The organism is Catenuloplanes sp. NPDC051500, assembly GCF_044454585.1.
Classification (GTDB): Bacteria; Actinomycetota; Actinomycetes; order Mycobacteriales; family Micromonosporaceae; genus Catenuloplanes.
In genome coordinates, this window is the sequence record NZ_JBITDX010000003.1 from 420518 (window position 1) to 436635 (window position 16118).

Below are 16118 nucleotides of genomic sequence, written 5' to 3' on the forward strand. Positions count from 1 at the left end.
CGCTTTCCCGCGTCGGAGCCGGACCCGCCCTGCCAGGGCGAAAGCATGCGGCCCACGCCGTCCGTTCTGGCTCTGGACGGGACCGCCGCGGGTCCGCGGCCCGCGGGAGCGTGCGGGTCCCGGCCACGGCGGACGTGGGAAAATCAAGATCTTGATCTGTTGCCGGAGGGGGCCGCGGACCCGCGCTCAGAGAACGACCTCGGGCTTGATCCGGGCCACGGTCCAGACCCGGTGGCGGCGGGCGCCGAGCGCGGTGAGCAGGAGTGCCGCCGCCAGGTAGGTCACCAGGATCGATGAGGCGCGGCCGACGGCCATCAGGTCGCCGCCGTACATCAGGTGCCGGAGGCCGTCGACGGAGTAGCTCATCGGCAGGACGTGGTGCAGGCCGTGCAGCGGTGCCGGGATGGTCTGCCAGGGGAAGGTGCCGCCCGCGCTGACCAGCTGCAACACCATCAGCACCAGGCCGAGGAACTGTCCGACCGCGCCCAGCCATGCGTTGAGCATGTGGATGATCGCGATGAACGTGGCGGACGCCAGCATCATGAACGCGGCCATCCCGGCCGGGTGCGCCGGGCGGAAGTCGAGCGCGAGCATGACTACCGCGAAGAGCAGACCCATTTGGGCGGCGCCGAGGAGCGCCGGCGCGAGCCAGCCACCGAGCGCGATTCGCAGGCCGGACTGGTTCGCCGCCATCGCGCGGTTGGAGAGCGGCCGGACCAGCAGGAACAGCACGTAACCGCCGATCCAGGCGGCCAGCGACAGGAAGAACGGCGCGAGCCCGGCGCCGTAGTTGGCGGCTTCGTTCTGCCGCACGGTCCGCACGTCGACCGGGTCCGCGATGGTGCCGGCCGCGGCGGTACGGGCCGGCGCGTCCAGGTTCGGGATCTCGGCGAGACCGCTGCGCAGCCCGGCCGCCAGGCTCTTCGCGTCCGTGGTCAGCGTGCCGAGCCCTTGCTCAAGCGTGGCCGAGCCGTCGGCGATCTTCGCGGCGCCGGTGGCGGACGTGGCCAGCCCGTCCCGCAGCGCGATGGCGCCGTCGCTGACCTTGGTGCCGCCGGCCGCGACCTGTGACGCGCCGGTGTGCAGCCCGGCGGCGCCGGCCGCGGCCGAGTCGATGCCGCTGGCGAGCGTGGGCAGCGCGGCCTTGAGCGCCGTCGCGCCGGCTGCGGTCTGTTCCGCGCCGAGCGCGAGCGAGTCGAGCCGGGTGGCGAGCGCGGCCACCGTCGCGTGCGAGGTGGACAGTGACGTGCGCGCCTCCGCAAGCCGCGCGCTGATCTCGGCGACCTCGTCGCCCGGCACACCGAGTGAGCTGAGTCGCCCGGTCAGCGCGTCCGCGTCGGCGTCCAGGCCGCTCAGCGTGGCCGCGCCGGAGGCGGAGATGCCGCCGGCCGCGGTGGCCGCCTCACGTGCGCCGGCCGCAACTGAGGCCGCGCCGTCCGCAAGCGTTGTCGTCCGGCTCGGCAGCCCGGCCGAGGTGGTGCGCAGCCTGTTCAGCCCGCCGGACAGATCGTCGACACCGGCCGCCAGCGTGCGGGCGCTGTCGCCGCCGGCAAGCGCTGCCGCGGCCAGGTCCCGGGCTGCGGAGAGCAGGTCGCTGCCGCCACCGGCCAGCGCGGCACTGCTGTCCGCGAGGTGCTCCGCGCCGCTGTGCGCCTGCCCGGCGCCGGTGGCGAGCCGGTCCGCGCCGTCCGCGGCCTGCGACGTGCTCTGGTAGATGTGCTGGAAGCCGAGCAGGAACCGTTCGGCGGCGCGGCTGCCGACCTCACGGGACAGCGAGCTCTGGATCCGGGTGGCGACCTGCGCCGCGATCGTGTGCACCACGTAGTTGTTGGCGTCGTTCGTGGTCAGCACGATCGTCCCCTGGCGGGGCGCGCTGCCGCTCTCGACCGCCTCGGTGGTGGAGACCAGCGCGGCGGAGAAGTCCGCGGGGATGCGCAGCGCGAAGTCGAACTCGCCGTCCCGCACGCCCGCCTCGGCCGCCTCGGCTGTGGTGCGCTTCCAGTCGAAGGTGCCGTCCGAGATGAGTTCGGCGCCGACCCGCGCGCCGGCCTGCAGCAGCGAGCCGTCCGGCGTCATCGCGCCGGCGTCGTCGACCACCAGGGCGGCTGGTACACCGCCGAGCCGCCCGTACGGATCGGAGTTCGCGTACAGGTAGAGCCCGCCGTAGAGCAGCGGCACCGCGGCCAGCGCCAGCACCACAAGCTTCGGCATGCGGCCGATGGTGAGCCGGCGCAGCTCGGAGACCGCCAGTCGGACAGCGCTCACAGCAACTCCTCGGTGTTCCTGGCTATCGCGGACGCGCCCAGCTCCGGGCGGCGGATCGTGCCGATGGTGAACGCGCTGGTGACGGCCGGGGTGTCCGGATCCGCGCAGCCGAGCCGGACCGCGCGCAGGCCGAGCAGGTCCGCGGACGTGTCAGTGCACTGGACGACCACGCCGTACCCGCGGGCCGCGAACACGCCGGCCAGGTCCCACCAGCCACCGGGTCCGCCCGCGTGCCGGTCCGGAAGCGTGAGCACGAGCACGCTGACGCCGGGGCGGAGCGCGGCCAGCTCGGCGAGCACACGCGTGCGGACCGGTCCGGGCACGTGCCCGGTGCGGGTCTCCGCGTAGACGAGCGCGCCGTGCCGGTCCAGCCAGTCGCGGACCGCCCGGCGCCCGGCCTTCGCCCTGGCCATCGACAGTTCCTCGCCGACAACTGTGGCGAGCGGCAGCATCTCGTCCGGCTCGCTGATGCCGGGCACGTCGACGAGCGCGACCGCGGCGCGCAGCCGCCGGCCGTCCCGAACGCCGTCGAGCGTGACCTCGCCGCCGTCGGGTTCGAGCCGGCCGCCGAGTGCCAGCGCGAGTGCGGTATGGCCGTGTCCGGGTGGGCCGGCGACCGCGACCCGGCGGCCGCCGACGACGGCGACGCTCGTGGCACGCAGCATCCCGGCCGCGGTGACCGCGCGGGCCTCGATGGTGACCGTGGCGACCGGCTCCTCGAGTACCACCTCCGGCAGCGCCTCGATCGCGTAGAGCCGTTCGATGTCCGCCGCGAACAGCGTGGTGAGCAGGCCGCGGCGGGGGCGGAGCGTGGGCGTGAGGTGCCCGGCCCGGCGTGACAGACCGCCGGGCAGGATCTCGAACCGGCGGATCTGCTCGGCCGCGGACGCGCCCGCGTTGGCGGCGTCGATCGCGACCCGGACCGTCTCGATGACGCGCGGGTCGCCTGCCGGATCCACGGCGTCCGGGAACGCGCGCCGGACCGCGCTCTCCTCGAGCGCTATCAGCGCGGCGACGTACGGCCGGCGCTCGCCCACCACCAGGCAGTGCGCGATGAGCGGGTGTGCGCGCACCGCCTCCTCGAGCGCCACCGCGGCGACGCGCCGGCCGGAGTGGAGCGTGAGCATGTCCTCGACGTTGCCGAGGATGCGCAGGTAGCCGTCGTCGTCGAGCGCGCCGAGGTCTCCTGTGTGCAGCCAGCCGGACGCGTCGATCACCGGGTCCCGGTCCGCCTCGGACGGGCCGTCGTAGCCGTGGAAGACGCCGGGCCCGCGTACGAAGATCTCGCCGTCCGGGCTGACCCGCACCTCGACGCCGGGCAGCGGCGTGCCGACCGTGCCGGGCCGGTACAGCGCGGGCGTGTTCAGTGTGACCGCTGCGGTGGCCTCGGTCAGGCCGTACCCGGCGAGCAACGGCACGCCCGCGCCCCGGTAGAGCTTGGCGAGGCGTTCGCTCACCGGCGCGCCACCGGTGATCAGGCACTCGGTACGGCCGCCCAGCGCGGTCCGCAGCGCCGCGTACGCCCGGTCGTGCCGGCCCCGGCGCAGCCGTCCGCGCAGCCCGGTGGGTTCGGCCAGCGCGGCGCGTTCCGCGGCGGCGTCGTCACCGACGTGCCGTCCCCACAGGTGCTCGAAGAAGCGCGGCGGCGCGGCGAGCACGGCCGGTCGCAGCGCCTCGATGTCGGAGAGGATCCGCTCCGGCCCGGTGTGCGCGATCCGGGCGCCGCCGATCAACGCCGCGAGCTGCACGATCCGGCCGAACGCGTGGGACAGCGGCAGCGCGGAGAGTACGGTGCGCGGCTCGCCCTCGAACAGCTGCGGCATCGCGTCGCGGATCGCTGCGGCGGCCGCGTCCAGGTTCGCGTGGGTGAGCCGGCAGGCGGCGGGCCGCCCACCGACGCCTGACGTGTAGACGATTGTGGCGACCGCGCCGGCCGGCATGGCCGCGGGCGGGATCGTGCCGAGCGTGGGGACCTCCAGCGCGGACAGCGGTGCGAGCGGCCCGTCCGTGCCGGGCTGCCAGCCGTGCGCGAGGCCGGCCGCGGCTACCCGGTCCGCGAGCGCGGGATCGTCGCCGGTGACTACGCAGGCGGTGGCGCCGCAACTGCGCAGCATCCAGTCGAGCTGGTCGGCGGGCGTCTCCTCCTGGAGCGCCACCGGAATCGCGCCGATCCACCAGGCCGCCAGGTCGGTGATCGTCCACTCGCTTCCGGGCGGCCCGAGGATCGCGATCCGGTCGCCCGCACCGAGTCCGGCCGCGAGGAGCCCGCCCGCCCGCTTGCTGATCCGGGTCTGCAGCTCGGCGGGGGTGAGTGCGTGCCAGCCGGCGGAGGTCCGTTCGCAGAGGAGGGCGCGCTCCGGCCACCGTTGCGCCGACACCGCCACTCCGGCAGCGTAAGACTGATTTAGGGCTTATATCCCTCGAATCGGCCTTACCGGATCCCGCCGGAGAAGCTGTGCTAACCGCCCGCGGCTCTCCTGCGGTCAGCCTGTCAGGTCGCGGCGGCGCCAGCCGAGCGTGCCCGCGGCCAGCAGCAGCACCGCGATTGCGGAGAGCGTGAGAAGTGTGGGCACGGACACGTCACCACCCGGCAGGTGGGGCAGATGCGTATACGGCGACACGTCGAGCAGCCGCTGGTCAAGCCGCAGGACCGCGCCGACCTGACCGAGCAGCAGACATGCGACGAGGATGCCCCAGGCGACCGCTGCCAGCCGGGGGAGCAGGCCGAACAACGCCACCGCGATCGCGGTCACCAGCCACACCGCGGGCAGTTGGGCAGCGGCCGCGCCCACCATGCGTGCGATCTGGCCGGCGACGTCGCCGGTGGCCGCGCCGAAGACGAACCCGGAGGTCAGCCCGTGCGCGAGCAGCGCGACCGCGGGCCCGAGCAGCGCGAAGAGCAGGTGACTGCCGAGGAGACCGACGCGGCTGACGCCGGTGGCGAGCAGTGGCTCGGCCCGGCCGGACTCCTCCTCGGCCCGCAGGCGCAGCGCGGCCTGGATGCCGAACGCGGACGCGATCAGGCCCATGATGGCGATCGTCGAGGCCAGGAACGCGTCGTCGAGCGAGGACGTGCCGCCGATCCGGGCGAGGATCTCCTCCAGGTTCGCGTTCGTGCTCATCTGGTCGGACGCCGACCTCGCGGCGCCACCGAACGCGGCGCCGGCCACCAGGTAGCCGACGGTCCAGCCGATGAGCGCGCCGCGGTGCAACCGCCAGGCCAGAGCCACGGGGGTACGCAGCGAGCGCGCCGCCTCCGCCCGGCCGAGCCGTTCCGGCAGCAGCCCGGCAGCGATGTCCCGCCGCGCGGACAGCGCGTAGGCGGCGAGCACCAGCAGCAGCCCGGCGCCGAGCAGCAGGAGCGCCGGCCACCACCGCTCGCCTGCGAACGGCTGGACCCGCTGTGCCAGCCCGGTCGGGGAGAGCCAGGACAGCCATTCGAGGCCGTTCCCGGCACCGCCGGAGTCGCCGGCCGCGCGCAGCAGATAGGAGATGCCGAGCACGCCCACCGCGATCCACCGCGCGCCGGGCGCGGTCGGGGTGAGCTGCGCCGCGACCGCGCCGACCGCGGCGAAGAACGCGCCGTGCGCCGCCAGGGCCACGCCGAGCGCCACCGCGCCGGCCCGGTCGTCGGTCTGGATGCCGAACGCCACGATCAGCCCGAGCAGCACGTTCGCGCCGAGCACGACGGCGAGCGCGGCGGTGATCGGTGCGTGCCGGCCCAGCACGCCGGCGCCGGCCAGCTCCCGGCGCCCGGCCTCCTCCTCCGCGCGCGTGTGCCGGACGACTGTGAGCAGGCTCGCGAGCGCAAGCAGGACGTAGACGACGCCGCAACGCCAGGCGCCGAGCGCGCCCACGCTGTCGCCGAAGACCGGGCCGACCATCGCCAGGTCGGCCGCATTGGCTGCGGTGGAGGTGGCGTACTGCGCGCGTTCCGCGTCCGTGTCGAACAGGCCCGCCATCGCGGCCAGGTAGCTGAGCGGAAGCATCGCCAGCACGAACGTCCACAGCGGTAACAGCACCCGGTCGCGCCGCAGGATCAGCCGGATCAGCGTGCCCGCGCCGGTGGTGGTCTCGCCGGTCATCGCGCCGCCGCCTCCTCACGGCCGGTACCGGAGAGGTCGTCCTGGTAGTGGCGCAGGAACAGCTCCTCAAGCGTCGGCGGGTGGCTGGTGAGGCTGCGTACCCCCGCCTCGGTGACCGCGCGCAGTGCGGTGGTCAGCTGCGCGGTGTCCACCTCGAACCGGACGTTGTCGCCGTCGATCACCAGGCCGTGGACGCCGGGGAGCGTGCCGAGGCCGTTCGGCGGGCCGGACAACTCCGCCGCGATCGAGGTACGCGTGAGGTGGCGCAGTTCGCCAAGCGTGCCGGTCTCGACGGTCCGGCCGTTGCGGATGATGCTGACCCTGTCGCACAGCGCCTCGACCTCGGCCAGGATGTGGCTGGAGAGCAGCACGGTACGCCCGCGCGCCTTCTCCTCGGCCACGCACTTTTGGAAGACCTCCTCCATCAGCGGGTCCAGGCCGGACGTGGGCTCGTCGAGGAGCAGCAGTTCCACGTCGGAGGAGAGCGCCGCGACAAGCGCCACCTTCTGCCGGTTGCCCTTGGAGTAGGTGCGGCCCTTCTTGCGCGGGTCCAGCTCGAATCGGTCAAGCAGGTCGGCGCGCCGATGCTTGTCGAGCCCGCCGCGGAGACGGCCGAGCAGGTCGATGATCTCGCCGCCGGAGAGGTTGGGCCAGAGCGTGACGTCGCCCGGCACGTACGCCAGCCGCCTGTGCAGCGTGGTGGCGTCCGCCCAGGGGTCGCCGCCGAGGAGCAGGACCTGACCGGCGTCCGCCCGGAGGAGTCCCAGCAGCACGCGAATCGTCGTTGACTTGCCCGCGCCGTTGGGACCGAGGAATCCGTGCACCTCGCCCGGGCGGACCTCCAGGTCCAGGCCGTCCAGCGCGAGCGTGGGTCCGAACCGCTTGACCAGTCCGGACACGGAGATGACGTTATCCATATTTCGGAAGCTACGCTTGTTTCAGTAATTTGTAAAAGCTGTGTTGGTCAGCAATCATGGAGTGCCGAAACCCGACTTCCTGGAGGCAGCCCGTGACCGGTTCCCGCGATGAGGACGCCGTCCGTCAGTTCGTCGAGCACGTCGCGATGGTGCTGGCCGACTACGGCTTTCCGCGGATGTCCGGCCGCGTGGTGATGGCGTTGATGACCGCGGAGGAGGACGCGCTGACCGCCGGGGAGTTGGGGGAGCGGCTCGGCGTGAGCCCCGCCGCGATCTCCGGCGCGGTGCGGCAGCTGACGACGCTCTCCATGGTGGTGCGTGAGCCGGTGCCCGGTTCGCGCGCGGATCGCTACCGGCTGCCCCTCGACCACCCGTGGTACGGCGCCACCACCGCGAAGAACTCGCTGCTCAAGCAGCTTTCCGAGCTGGCGGCCGAGGGGGTGGACGCGGCCGGTGGCCCGGAGACCGGCCCGGGTCTCCGGGTGGCCGAGATGGCTGACTTCTTCGAGTTCGCCCAGGGGGAGATGGACAAGATCGTCGGTCGCTGGGTCGCGGTCAAGGAGGAACGGCTCGCGGAACGCCTGCGCCCGGCCGATTCGTAGGGGACCGTCCGCACCACGCGCGGCTGCCGGAGCCCGAATCGGACCCCGGCAGCCGTATCGCGGGCGCCGTCCACCCCCCTGGGAGCGGCGCCAGGACTCAGTTGATCTCGCGGCGCATGATCCGGATGATGCCGAAGGCCAGCGGCACCACCACCCAGACCAGCGCTGACACCCCGAACCGCGCCCACTGCCCGGACGTCACGCCCACGTCGCCGATCGGCATCGAGGTGGCGTTCATGTCGAGCCACTCCGCGGCCTTGTGCAGCCAGCTGATCAGCGCGCCGAGCGTGGTCCAGAGCGTCGGCACCACGAAGTAGAGGACGATCGCGAGCGGCGAGTTCAGCAGCAGCGCGCCGAACGCGGAGCCCATCAGGATGTAGACGATCTCCAGCACGACGAAGCCGAGCAGCGCCTCCGGCTTGAGCGTCCACGAGCCGTCGCCGTCCAGGCCGATCGCGACCAGATTGGCGATCGCGGACGTGCCCGCGGTCACCGCCGTGGTGATCAGCGCGATCACGACCGCGGCGAGCAGCTTCGCGGTGAGCACCCGGCCGCGCGCCGGCACCAGCGCGAACGTGGTGAGCGCGGTCCGCTGGGAGAACTCGCCGGTCATCGCCAGGATGCCCAGCACCGGAAGCAGGATGCTGACCGGGATCTGCGCGAAGCCCATCAGCCCGGCGTAGTTCGCCGCGGCCCGCGGTTCTGCGGTGGCAAGCATGGCGACGTGGGTGAGCACGATGCCGAGGCCGATCACGATCAGCAGCCACAGCCCGGCCCGGGTGTCCGCGAGCTTGCGCAGCTCCACCCAGGTCAAAGTCAACAGCGACACCCGGCCGGGGGTACGCTCCGCGCCGTCCACAGGTGTGGCAGGCCGTTCCGTCTGAAGCGTTCCGGTGGTCATCGCTTGCTCTCCTCCACAGCGGCGGCGGCCGGCGTGGCCGTCAGGGTCAGGAACATCTGCTCGAGTCCGGCGCCGTCGGCCGGCCGGAGCTCAAGCAGCACCACGTTGTTCTCGGCCGCGGCCCACCCGATCGCGCCCGGCTCCGAGCTGACAAGCAGCGCGCCGTCCTGGGTGCGGGTGTACTGCAGGCCGGCCCGGTCCAGCGCGGTGGCCAGCCCGGCCGGGTCGACGGCGCGCACAAGCGTCCCGCCGCCCGCGAGCAGCTCCGCCTTGTCGCCCTGCGCCACGATCCGGCCGCCGCCGATCACCACCAGCCGGTCCGCGACCGCCTCCACCTCGCGCAGCAGGTGGGAGGAGAGCAGCACTGTGCCGCCCCGGTCGGCGAAGTCGCGCAGCAGCCCGCGCATCCAGAAGATGCCCTCGGGGTCCAGGCCGTTGGCCGGCTCGTCGAGGATGAGGATGCCGGGCTCGCCGAGCAGCGCGTGGGCCAGGCCGAGGCGCTGCCGCATGCCGAGTGAGTACTGGCCTACCCGCTTGCGTGCCGCCTTGGCGTCCAGGCCGACAGTGTCGAGCACGGCGCTGACCCGGGACCGCGGCACGCCCATGGTCAGCGCGGAGAGCGACAGCACCTCCCGGCCGGTACGCCCACCGTGCTGCGCGGACGCGTCAAGCAGCACGCCGATCCGCCGGCCCGGGTTGGGCAGCTTGCGGAACGGCACACCGGCCACGGTGGCGCTGCCCGCGGACGGCGGCGTCAACCCGCAGATCATGCGCATGGTGGTCGACTTGCCCGCGCCGTTCGGCCCGAGGAAGCCGGTGACCGTGCCGGGCTCGCAGGTGAACGAGACGTCGTCGACGGCGGTGTGCGCGCCGTACCGTTTGGTCAGGTGGTCAGCCGTAATCATGGTGCTAAGCCTGTCGGAGCCACCCGGTCGCCCGCGTCGGTCCGGAGTTGACTGTGTGGAGACCAAAGTCGCGTGACCGATTCGACTTTGGTCGGTATCAGGTCTCCAGCCACGCCCTTAGCCTGGGGATATGGCGACCCCTTCAACAGTGGACCGCTGGTCGCTGCGCGGCGCGCTCGACGCGCTCGACGAGGACGACCCGGTCCGCCCGCGGACGGCCAGGGACTGGCTGGTCGACACCGTGACGTTCACGCTGTCGGCGGCGTTCGTGTTCGCGGTGACGTTCGAGTCGTTGTTCAACCGCGCCGAGCCGGTCGTGGCCCGCGCGTCGGGCTGGCTGCTCTGGCTGGACTTCGCACTGAGCCTGCTGCTCTGTGCGGGGCTGTGGTGGCGGCGACGCCGGCCGGTCACGTTGTGCCTGTTCGCCGCGCTGCTCGGCTTCTTCTCGGTGGCCAGCGCGGCCGCGGTGATCGTGGTGATGTTCTCGGTCGCGGTGCACCGCCGCTTCCCGGTGGCCGCGTTGATGACAGTGCTCAACGTGGTGCCGGCGCTTGTGCTGGGCCTGGTGCGGCCGGACCCTCAGTTCACCTACTGGGGCGCTGTGGGCTGGACCGTGTTCTTCGCCGCGTTCGTCCTGCTCTCCGGCTCGCTGGTGCGGTCCCGGCGGCTGCTTGTCCGCTCGCTGCGGGACCGGGCCGAGCGCGCCGAGTCGGAGCAGCAGTTGCGCGTGGCCCAGGCCCGGCAGCTGGAGCGCGCCCGCATCGCGCGGGAGATGCACGACGTGCTCGCGCATCGCATCTCGCTGCTCAGTCTGCACGCCGGCGCGCTGGAGATCCGGCCGGACGCGCCGCCGGCGGAGGTGGCGAAGGCGGCGAGCGTGATCCGGGCCAGCGCGCACCAGGCGCTCCAGGACCTGCGCGAGGTGATCGGCGTGCTGCGCGAGCCCGCGGCGGCCGGCGAGCCGGAGCGTCCGCAGCCGACGCTTGCGGACCTGACCACACTGATTGCGGAGTCGCGTGAGGCCGGGGCGCGGGTCGCGCTCTCCCTGCCGGACGGTGGGGTGAGCCCGCCGGACGCGGTCGGGCGCACGGCGTACCGCATGATCCAGGAAGGGCTGACGAATGCCCGCAAGCACGCACCCGGCGCGCGGGTCACGGTCGCGGTCGACGGCGCACCCGGACGAGGCCTGTCGATAACTGTGTGTAATCCCGGCGCGGTCGAGGTCGGCGCGTCCACAATTCCCGGCACCGGGACGGGGCTGATCGGCCTCGCGGAGCGTGCCACACTTGCCGGTGGACGACTTGATCATCGCCGCGAGCCGGGCGGCGGCTTCACCCTGGAGGCATGGCTGCCGTGGCCGATGACCTGAACCCGCCACCGGTCCGCGTGCTGATCGTGGACGACGACGCGCTGGTCCGGACCGGGCTGTCGATGATCCTCGGCGCGGCACCGGAGATCACCGTGGTCGGCGAGGCGGCGGACGGCGCGGAGGTCGCCGACGCGATCGCGCGCGACCGGCCGGACGTGGTGCTGATGGACATCCGCATGCCGCGGGTGGACGGGCTGGCCGCGACCGAGGCGGTCCGCTCCCGGCCGGATGCGCCCGAGGTGATCGTGCTGACCACGTTCGACCTCGACGAGTACGTGTTGCGGGCGTTGCGCGCCGGCGCCAGCGGTTTCCTGCTGAAAGACACGCCGCCGCAGGAGATCATCCACGCGGTGCGCCGGGTCGCGTCCGGTGAGGCCACGCTCTCGCCCACTGTCACCCGGCAGTTGATAGCGCACGTGGCCGCGCCGGAACCGGTGCGGGGCAGGCCGCAGGAGTTGCTGGCCCGGCTCAGTGAGCGGGAGCGCGAGGTGGCGGTCGCGGTCGGCCAGGGCAAGTCGAATGCGGAGATCGCCACCGAGCTGTTCATGAGCGTCGCCACCGTGAAGGCGCACGTGTCCCGCCTGCTCACCAAGCTGGACCTGAACAACCGTGTCCAGATCGCCATCCTGGTGCACGACGCCGGACTCGTCTAAATCCGTCCGCTTTTTGGTAGTTTCATCCGGGATGGGCAGACCGGAAAAGACGATCACCACCGGGGTACGGGAGCTGGCCGCGCTTGCCGAGCACCTGCGCCGGCTCCGGGGCGTGTCCGGGAAGACCTATCCGGAGCTTGAGCGCGCCGGCGGCTACTCGGCGTCCGTCTTCAGCCGCGCCGCCTCGGGAGACGCGCTGCCCACCTGGCAGGTGGCCCGCGCGTACGGCACCGCCTGCGGCGCGGACGAGCCCGCGCTTCGTGACGTCTGGGAACGGGCCCGGAACGCGCTGGACCGGCAGCGCTCGTCCGCCGGCGCCGAGGACGCGCCGGCCGGGCCGACCGACTTCAACCTGCGGCTTCGTGAACTGATCCGGCGCAACGGCACCCAGCGGTCCGTGGCCGCCCGCGCGAACTACTCACCCAGCACGGTAAGCGCCGCCCTCAACGCCACCCGCGTCCCGTCCGCGGAGTTCGTCGCCCGCATCCTGGCCGGGCTGGACCTTCCCGCGGCCGACCGGGCCCGCTGGCAGCACTGGCGGGAAGCGCTCACCACCTCGGATCCGCAGTTCGACCCCCCGCCGCCGTCCGGCGGGGTGGCCCCGGCCGAGCCGCAGATCCCGGCCGCCCGCCTGCCCGAGTCGCCGGCGGGGCTGCCGGCGCTGCCGTCCGCCGTAGCCGTGCTCGGCCCGATCGTCCTGGCCGCACTGCTTCTGGCCGCCCTGTTCACGCTGCTGCCCGCCGCGATCGACCTGTGGTCCTCCGCCTGCTGAGCCACCGGGGGTGCGCGACCACCCACGGATCCGAGGCCGCGGGAGCATGCGGGTCCCGGCCACGGCGGGAGCGGGAAATCCAGATCTGGATCTGGATTTATCCGACGGCCGCGGGCCCGAGGACGCTCTTCAGGTCGCCCATCAGCGCGGTTGTCGGCGCGACGCGGGTGCCGAGGCGCAGGACCGTGGTGCGGCCGCCGTTGACGAGCTTGACGTGGATCTCGTTGTCGCCGGGGTGCAGCATCAGCACCTCCTTCAGCCGCTCGACGAGCGGCGGCGTGCAGCGCGTGATCGGCATGGTGAGGATCACCGGCTTCGTGTCCGGGTTGGTGTGGACGTCCGGCATCATCATGTCCATCGCCATGATGCGTGGCGTGTCGTCGCGGCGGTCGATGCGGCCCTTGACGACCACGATCGCGTCCTCCGCGATGTACTGGCCGACCGCCTCGTAGGTGTTCGGGAAGAACAGCGCCTCGACGCCGCCGGCCAGGCCTTCAAGCGTGGCGGAGGCCCAGGCCTTGCCCTGCTTGGTGACGCGGCGCTGTACGCCGGAGAGGATGCCGGCAAGCGTGACGACCGCGCCGTCCGGGACCGAGCCCTCCTCGGCGAGCGCGGCGATGCTTGTGTCCGCGTGCTGGGAGAGCACGTGCTCCAGGCCGAAGAGCGGGTGGTCGGAGACGTAGAGGCCGAGCATCTCCCGCTCGAACGCCAGTTTGTCGCGCTTGTCCCACTCGGAGTCGGGGATCGTCGGCATGGCGACCGTGGCGGACGGCGCGGCGTCGCCGAACCCGGCGCCGAACAGGTCGAACTGGCCGACCGCCTCGTTCTTCTTGACGCCGGAGTACGCGTCGATCGCCTCGGCGTGCACCGCGAGCAGGCCCTTGCGGGTGTGGCCCATCGAGTCGAACGCACCCGCCTTGATCAGCGACTCGATCGTCTTCTTGTTGCAGGCCACCGCGTCGACCTTGGCGAGGAAGTCGTAGAAGTCTGTGTACTTGCCCTTGTCGTCGCGGCAGCGGCGGATCGCCTCCACCACGTTCGCCCCGACGTTGCGGACCGCGGCCAGGCCGAAGCGGATGTCCTTGCCGACCGGGGTGAACGGCCCGGCGGACTCGTTGACGTCCGGCGGGAGCACGCTGATGCCCATCCGGCGGCACTCCGCCAGGTAGAGCGCCATCTTGTCCTTGTCGTCGCCGACCGAGGTGAGCAGCCCGGCCATGTACTCGGCCGGGTAGTTCGCCTTCAGGTAGCCGGTCCAGTAGGAGACCAGGCCGTACCCGGCGGTGTGCGCCTTGTTGAACGCGTAGTCCGCGAACGGGACCAGCACGTCCCAGATCGCCTTGATCGCCTCGGGGGAGTAGCCGTTGGCCTTCATCCCGTCGCTGAACGGTACGAATTCCTTCTCCAGGACCTCTTTCTTCTTCTTGCCCATCGCGCGGCGCAGCAGGTCGGCCTGGCCGAGCGAATATCCGGCCAGCTTCTGGGCGGCGCGCTGCACCTGCTCCTGGTAGACGATCAGCCCGTGCGTCGGGCCGAGGATCTCCCTGAGCGGCTCCTCAAGCTCCGGGTGGATCGGGATGATGTCCTGCAGGCCGTTCTTGCGGAGCGCGTAGTTCGTGTGTGAGTCGGCGCCCATCGGGCCGGGCCGGTAGAGCGCCAGCACCGCGGAGATGTCCTCGAAGTTGTCAGGCTTCATCAGGCGCAGCAGCGAGCGCATCGGGCCGCCGTCGAGCTGGAACACGCCAAGCGTGTCGCCGCGGGCCAGCAGCTCGTAGGTGGGAATGTCGTTCAGCTCCAGGCCGAGCAGGTCGAGCTTGATCCCGTGGTTGATCTCGATGTTCTTGACCGCGTCATCGATGATCGTCAGGTTGCGCAGGCCCAGGAAGTCCATCTTCAGCAGGCCGAGCGTCTCGCAGGTCGGGTAGTCGAACTGCGTGATGATCGAGCCGTCCGCGTCCCGCCGGGTCAGCGGGATGTGGTCGATGATCGGCTCGGCGGACATGATCACGCCGGCCGCGTGCACACCTGTCTGCCGGATCAGGCCCTCGATGCCGCGCGCGGTGTCGATGACCTTCTTGACGTCCATCTCCGACTCGTACATCGACCGGAGCTCGTTCGCCTCCGAGTACCGCGGGTGGTTCGTGTCGAAGATGCCGGAGAGCGGGATGTCCTTGCCCATCACGGCCGGCGGCATGGCCTTGGTGATCCGGTCGCCGACCGCGTAGGGATAGCCGAGCACGCGGGCGGAGTCCTTGATCGCGGCCTTCGCCTTGATCGTGCCGAACGTGGCGATCTGCGCGACCCGGTCCTCGCCCCACCTGTCGGTCACGTAACGGATCACCTCGGCGCGCCGGCGCTCGTCGAAGTCGATGTCGACGTCGGGCATCGAGACGCGGTCCGGGTTCAGGAACCGCTCGAAGATCAGGCCGTGCGGCAGCGGGTCCAGGTCGGTGATGCCCATCGCGTACGCCACGAGCGAACCGGCCGCCGAGCCACGACCCGGCCCGACCGCGATGCCGTTCCGCTTCGACCACTGGATGAAGTCCGCGACGACCAGGAAGTAGGACGGGAAGCCCATCTGGATGATGATCCCGAGCTCGTACTCCGCCTGCGTGATGTGCGTGTCCGGGATGCCGTTCGGGAAGCGCCGCTTGAGCCCCTCGAACGCCTCGTGCCGGAACCAGGACTCCTCGGTGTGCCCCTCCGGCACCGGGAAGCGCGGCATCAGGTTCTTGTAGGTGAACATGCCTGTCGTGTCGACCTTCGACGCCACCAGCAGCGTGTTCTTGCAGCCCTCCTGCCAGGCGTCGGACGAATCGATCGCGCGCATCTGGTCGGCGGACTTCACGAAGTAGCCGTTGCCGTCGAACCGGAACCGGTTCGGATCGTCGACGTTCGACCCGGTCTGCACGCAGAGCAGCACGTCGTGCGCGGCGGCCTGCTCCTCGAACGTGTAGTGCGAGTCGTTCGTGACCACCGGCGGGATCTTCAGCTTCTTGCTGATCTCCAGGAGCCCTTCACGGACCCGGCTCTCGATCGAGAGTCCGTGATCCATGATCTCCAGGAAGTAGTTGTCCTTACCGAAGATGTCCTGGTACTGCCCCGCGACCTTGACCGCCTCGTCGAACTGGCCGAGCCGCAGCCGGGTCTGCACCGCGCCGGACGGGCAGCCGGTGGTCGCCATGATCCCGGTGGCGTACTCGGAGATCAGCTCCATGTCCATCCGCGGCCACTTCACGTAGTGGCCCTCGAACGAGGCGCGCGAGTTGAGCTTGAAGAGGTTCTTCAGGCCGTCCGCGTTCTGCGCCCACATGGTCATGTGGGTGATCGCGCCGTTACCGGACACGTCGTCGGACTTCTGCTCCGGCCGGCCCCACTTGACGCGCGCCTTGTGGAAGCGGGACTCGGGGGCGACGTACGCCTCCACACCGATGATCGGCACGATGTCCGCGGCCTTGGCCTGCTTGTAGAAGTCGTAGGCCCCGTGCATGTTGCCGTGGTCGCTGATCGCCACCGCCGGCATCTCGAGCCGCTTCGCCTCCTTGAAGAGGTCTTTCAACCGCGCCGCGCCGTCGAGCATCGAATACTCCGTGTGCACGTGGAGGTGCACGAACGAATCGCCCACGGCAGGCTCACCCCGATTCGATCA

The 16118-nt window shown here is 71.8% G+C and carries 11 protein-coding genes; 4 read left to right on the forward strand and 7 right to left on the reverse strand.

What is annotated here, in order from left to right; genetic code table 11:
- Window positions 1-186: 186 nt before the first annotated feature.
- From ACIA8K_RS08460 to ACIA8K_RS08475, 4 genes are all read right to left on the reverse strand, one after another.
- Window positions 187-2265, reverse strand: coding sequence for a YhgE/Pip domain-containing protein (locus ACIA8K_RS08460; RefSeq protein WP_396056387.1), 2079 nt, complete (start codon window positions 2263-2265; stop codon window positions 187-189).
- Entirely contained in the window at window positions 2262-4643 is a 2382-nt protein-coding gene (locus ACIA8K_RS08465) for an AMP-binding protein (protein WP_396056389.1), read from the reverse strand. The genes ACIA8K_RS08460 and ACIA8K_RS08465 overlap by 4 nt, the downstream gene beginning before the upstream one ends.
- A 105-nt stretch (window positions 4644-4748) precedes the next feature.
- Window positions 4749-6350 carry an ABC transporter permease gene (locus ACIA8K_RS08470; protein WP_396056391.1) on the reverse strand — a complete coding sequence of 534 codons (1602 nt, stop codon included), beginning with the start codon at window positions 6348-6350 and terminating at the stop codon, window positions 4749-4751.
- Window positions 6347-7267, reverse strand: a complete 921-nt coding sequence (locus ACIA8K_RS08475; protein WP_396056393.1) for an ATP-binding cassette domain-containing protein — start codon at window positions 7265-7267, stop codon at window positions 6347-6349. The genes ACIA8K_RS08470 and ACIA8K_RS08475 overlap by 4 nt, the downstream gene beginning before the upstream one ends.
- 92 nt (window positions 7268-7359) lie before the next feature.
- Here ACIA8K_RS08475 and ACIA8K_RS08480 point away from each other — a divergent pair, with 92 nt between their 5' ends.
- Window positions 7360-7869 (forward strand): GbsR/MarR family transcriptional regulator, encoded by a 510-nt coding sequence (locus ACIA8K_RS08480; RefSeq protein ID WP_396056395.1) that lies wholly within the window; start codon window positions 7360-7362, stop codon window positions 7867-7869.
- Window positions 7870-7966: 97 nt separating this feature from the next.
- Here ACIA8K_RS08480 and ACIA8K_RS08485 read toward each other — a convergent pair whose 3' ends face one another.
- Together ACIA8K_RS08485 and ACIA8K_RS08490 are read right to left on the reverse strand one after the other, a co-directional pair.
- Window positions 7967-8770 carry an ABC transporter permease gene (locus ACIA8K_RS08485; RefSeq protein WP_396056397.1) on the reverse strand — a complete coding sequence of 268 codons (804 nt, stop codon included), beginning with the start codon at window positions 8768-8770 and terminating at the stop codon, window positions 7967-7969.
- Window positions 8767-9675, reverse strand: coding sequence for an ABC transporter ATP-binding protein (locus ACIA8K_RS08490; protein ID WP_396056399.1), 909 nt, complete (start codon window positions 9673-9675; stop codon window positions 8767-8769). The genes ACIA8K_RS08485 and ACIA8K_RS08490 overlap by 4 nt, the downstream gene beginning before the upstream one ends.
- A gap of 130 nt (window positions 9676-9805) precedes the next feature.
- Here ACIA8K_RS08490 and ACIA8K_RS08495 point away from each other — a divergent pair, with 130 nt between their 5' ends.
- The 3 genes from ACIA8K_RS08495 to ACIA8K_RS08505 are packed head-to-tail and all read left to right on the forward strand — an operon-like array spanning window position 9806 to window position 12469.
- Window positions 9806-11044 carry a sensor histidine kinase gene (locus ACIA8K_RS08495; RefSeq protein ID WP_396056401.1) on the forward strand — a complete coding sequence of 413 codons (1239 nt, stop codon included), beginning with the start codon at window positions 9806-9808 and terminating at the stop codon, window positions 11042-11044.
- The gene (locus ACIA8K_RS08500; protein WP_396056404.1) at window positions 11020-11697 is read left to right on the forward strand and encodes a response regulator; all 678 of its coding nucleotides are present in this window, start codon (window positions 11020-11022) and stop codon (window positions 11695-11697) included. The genes ACIA8K_RS08495 and ACIA8K_RS08500 overlap by 25 nt, the downstream gene beginning before the upstream one ends.
- Before the next feature lie 31 nt (window positions 11698-11728).
- Window positions 11729-12469: a helix-turn-helix transcriptional regulator gene (locus ACIA8K_RS08505; RefSeq protein ID WP_396056406.1), complete on the forward strand. Its 741-nt coding sequence runs from the start codon at window positions 11729-11731 to the stop codon at window positions 12467-12469.
- Window positions 12470-12566: 97 nt separating this feature from the next.
- On the opposite strand, the gene dnaE is transcribed toward ACIA8K_RS08505, so the two are convergent.
- On the reverse strand, window positions 12567-16094 hold the full coding sequence (gene dnaE / locus ACIA8K_RS08510; protein ID WP_396056408.1) for a DNA polymerase III subunit alpha: 3528 nt from the start codon (window positions 16092-16094) through the stop codon (window positions 12567-12569).
- Window positions 16095-16118: the final 24 nt, after the last annotated feature.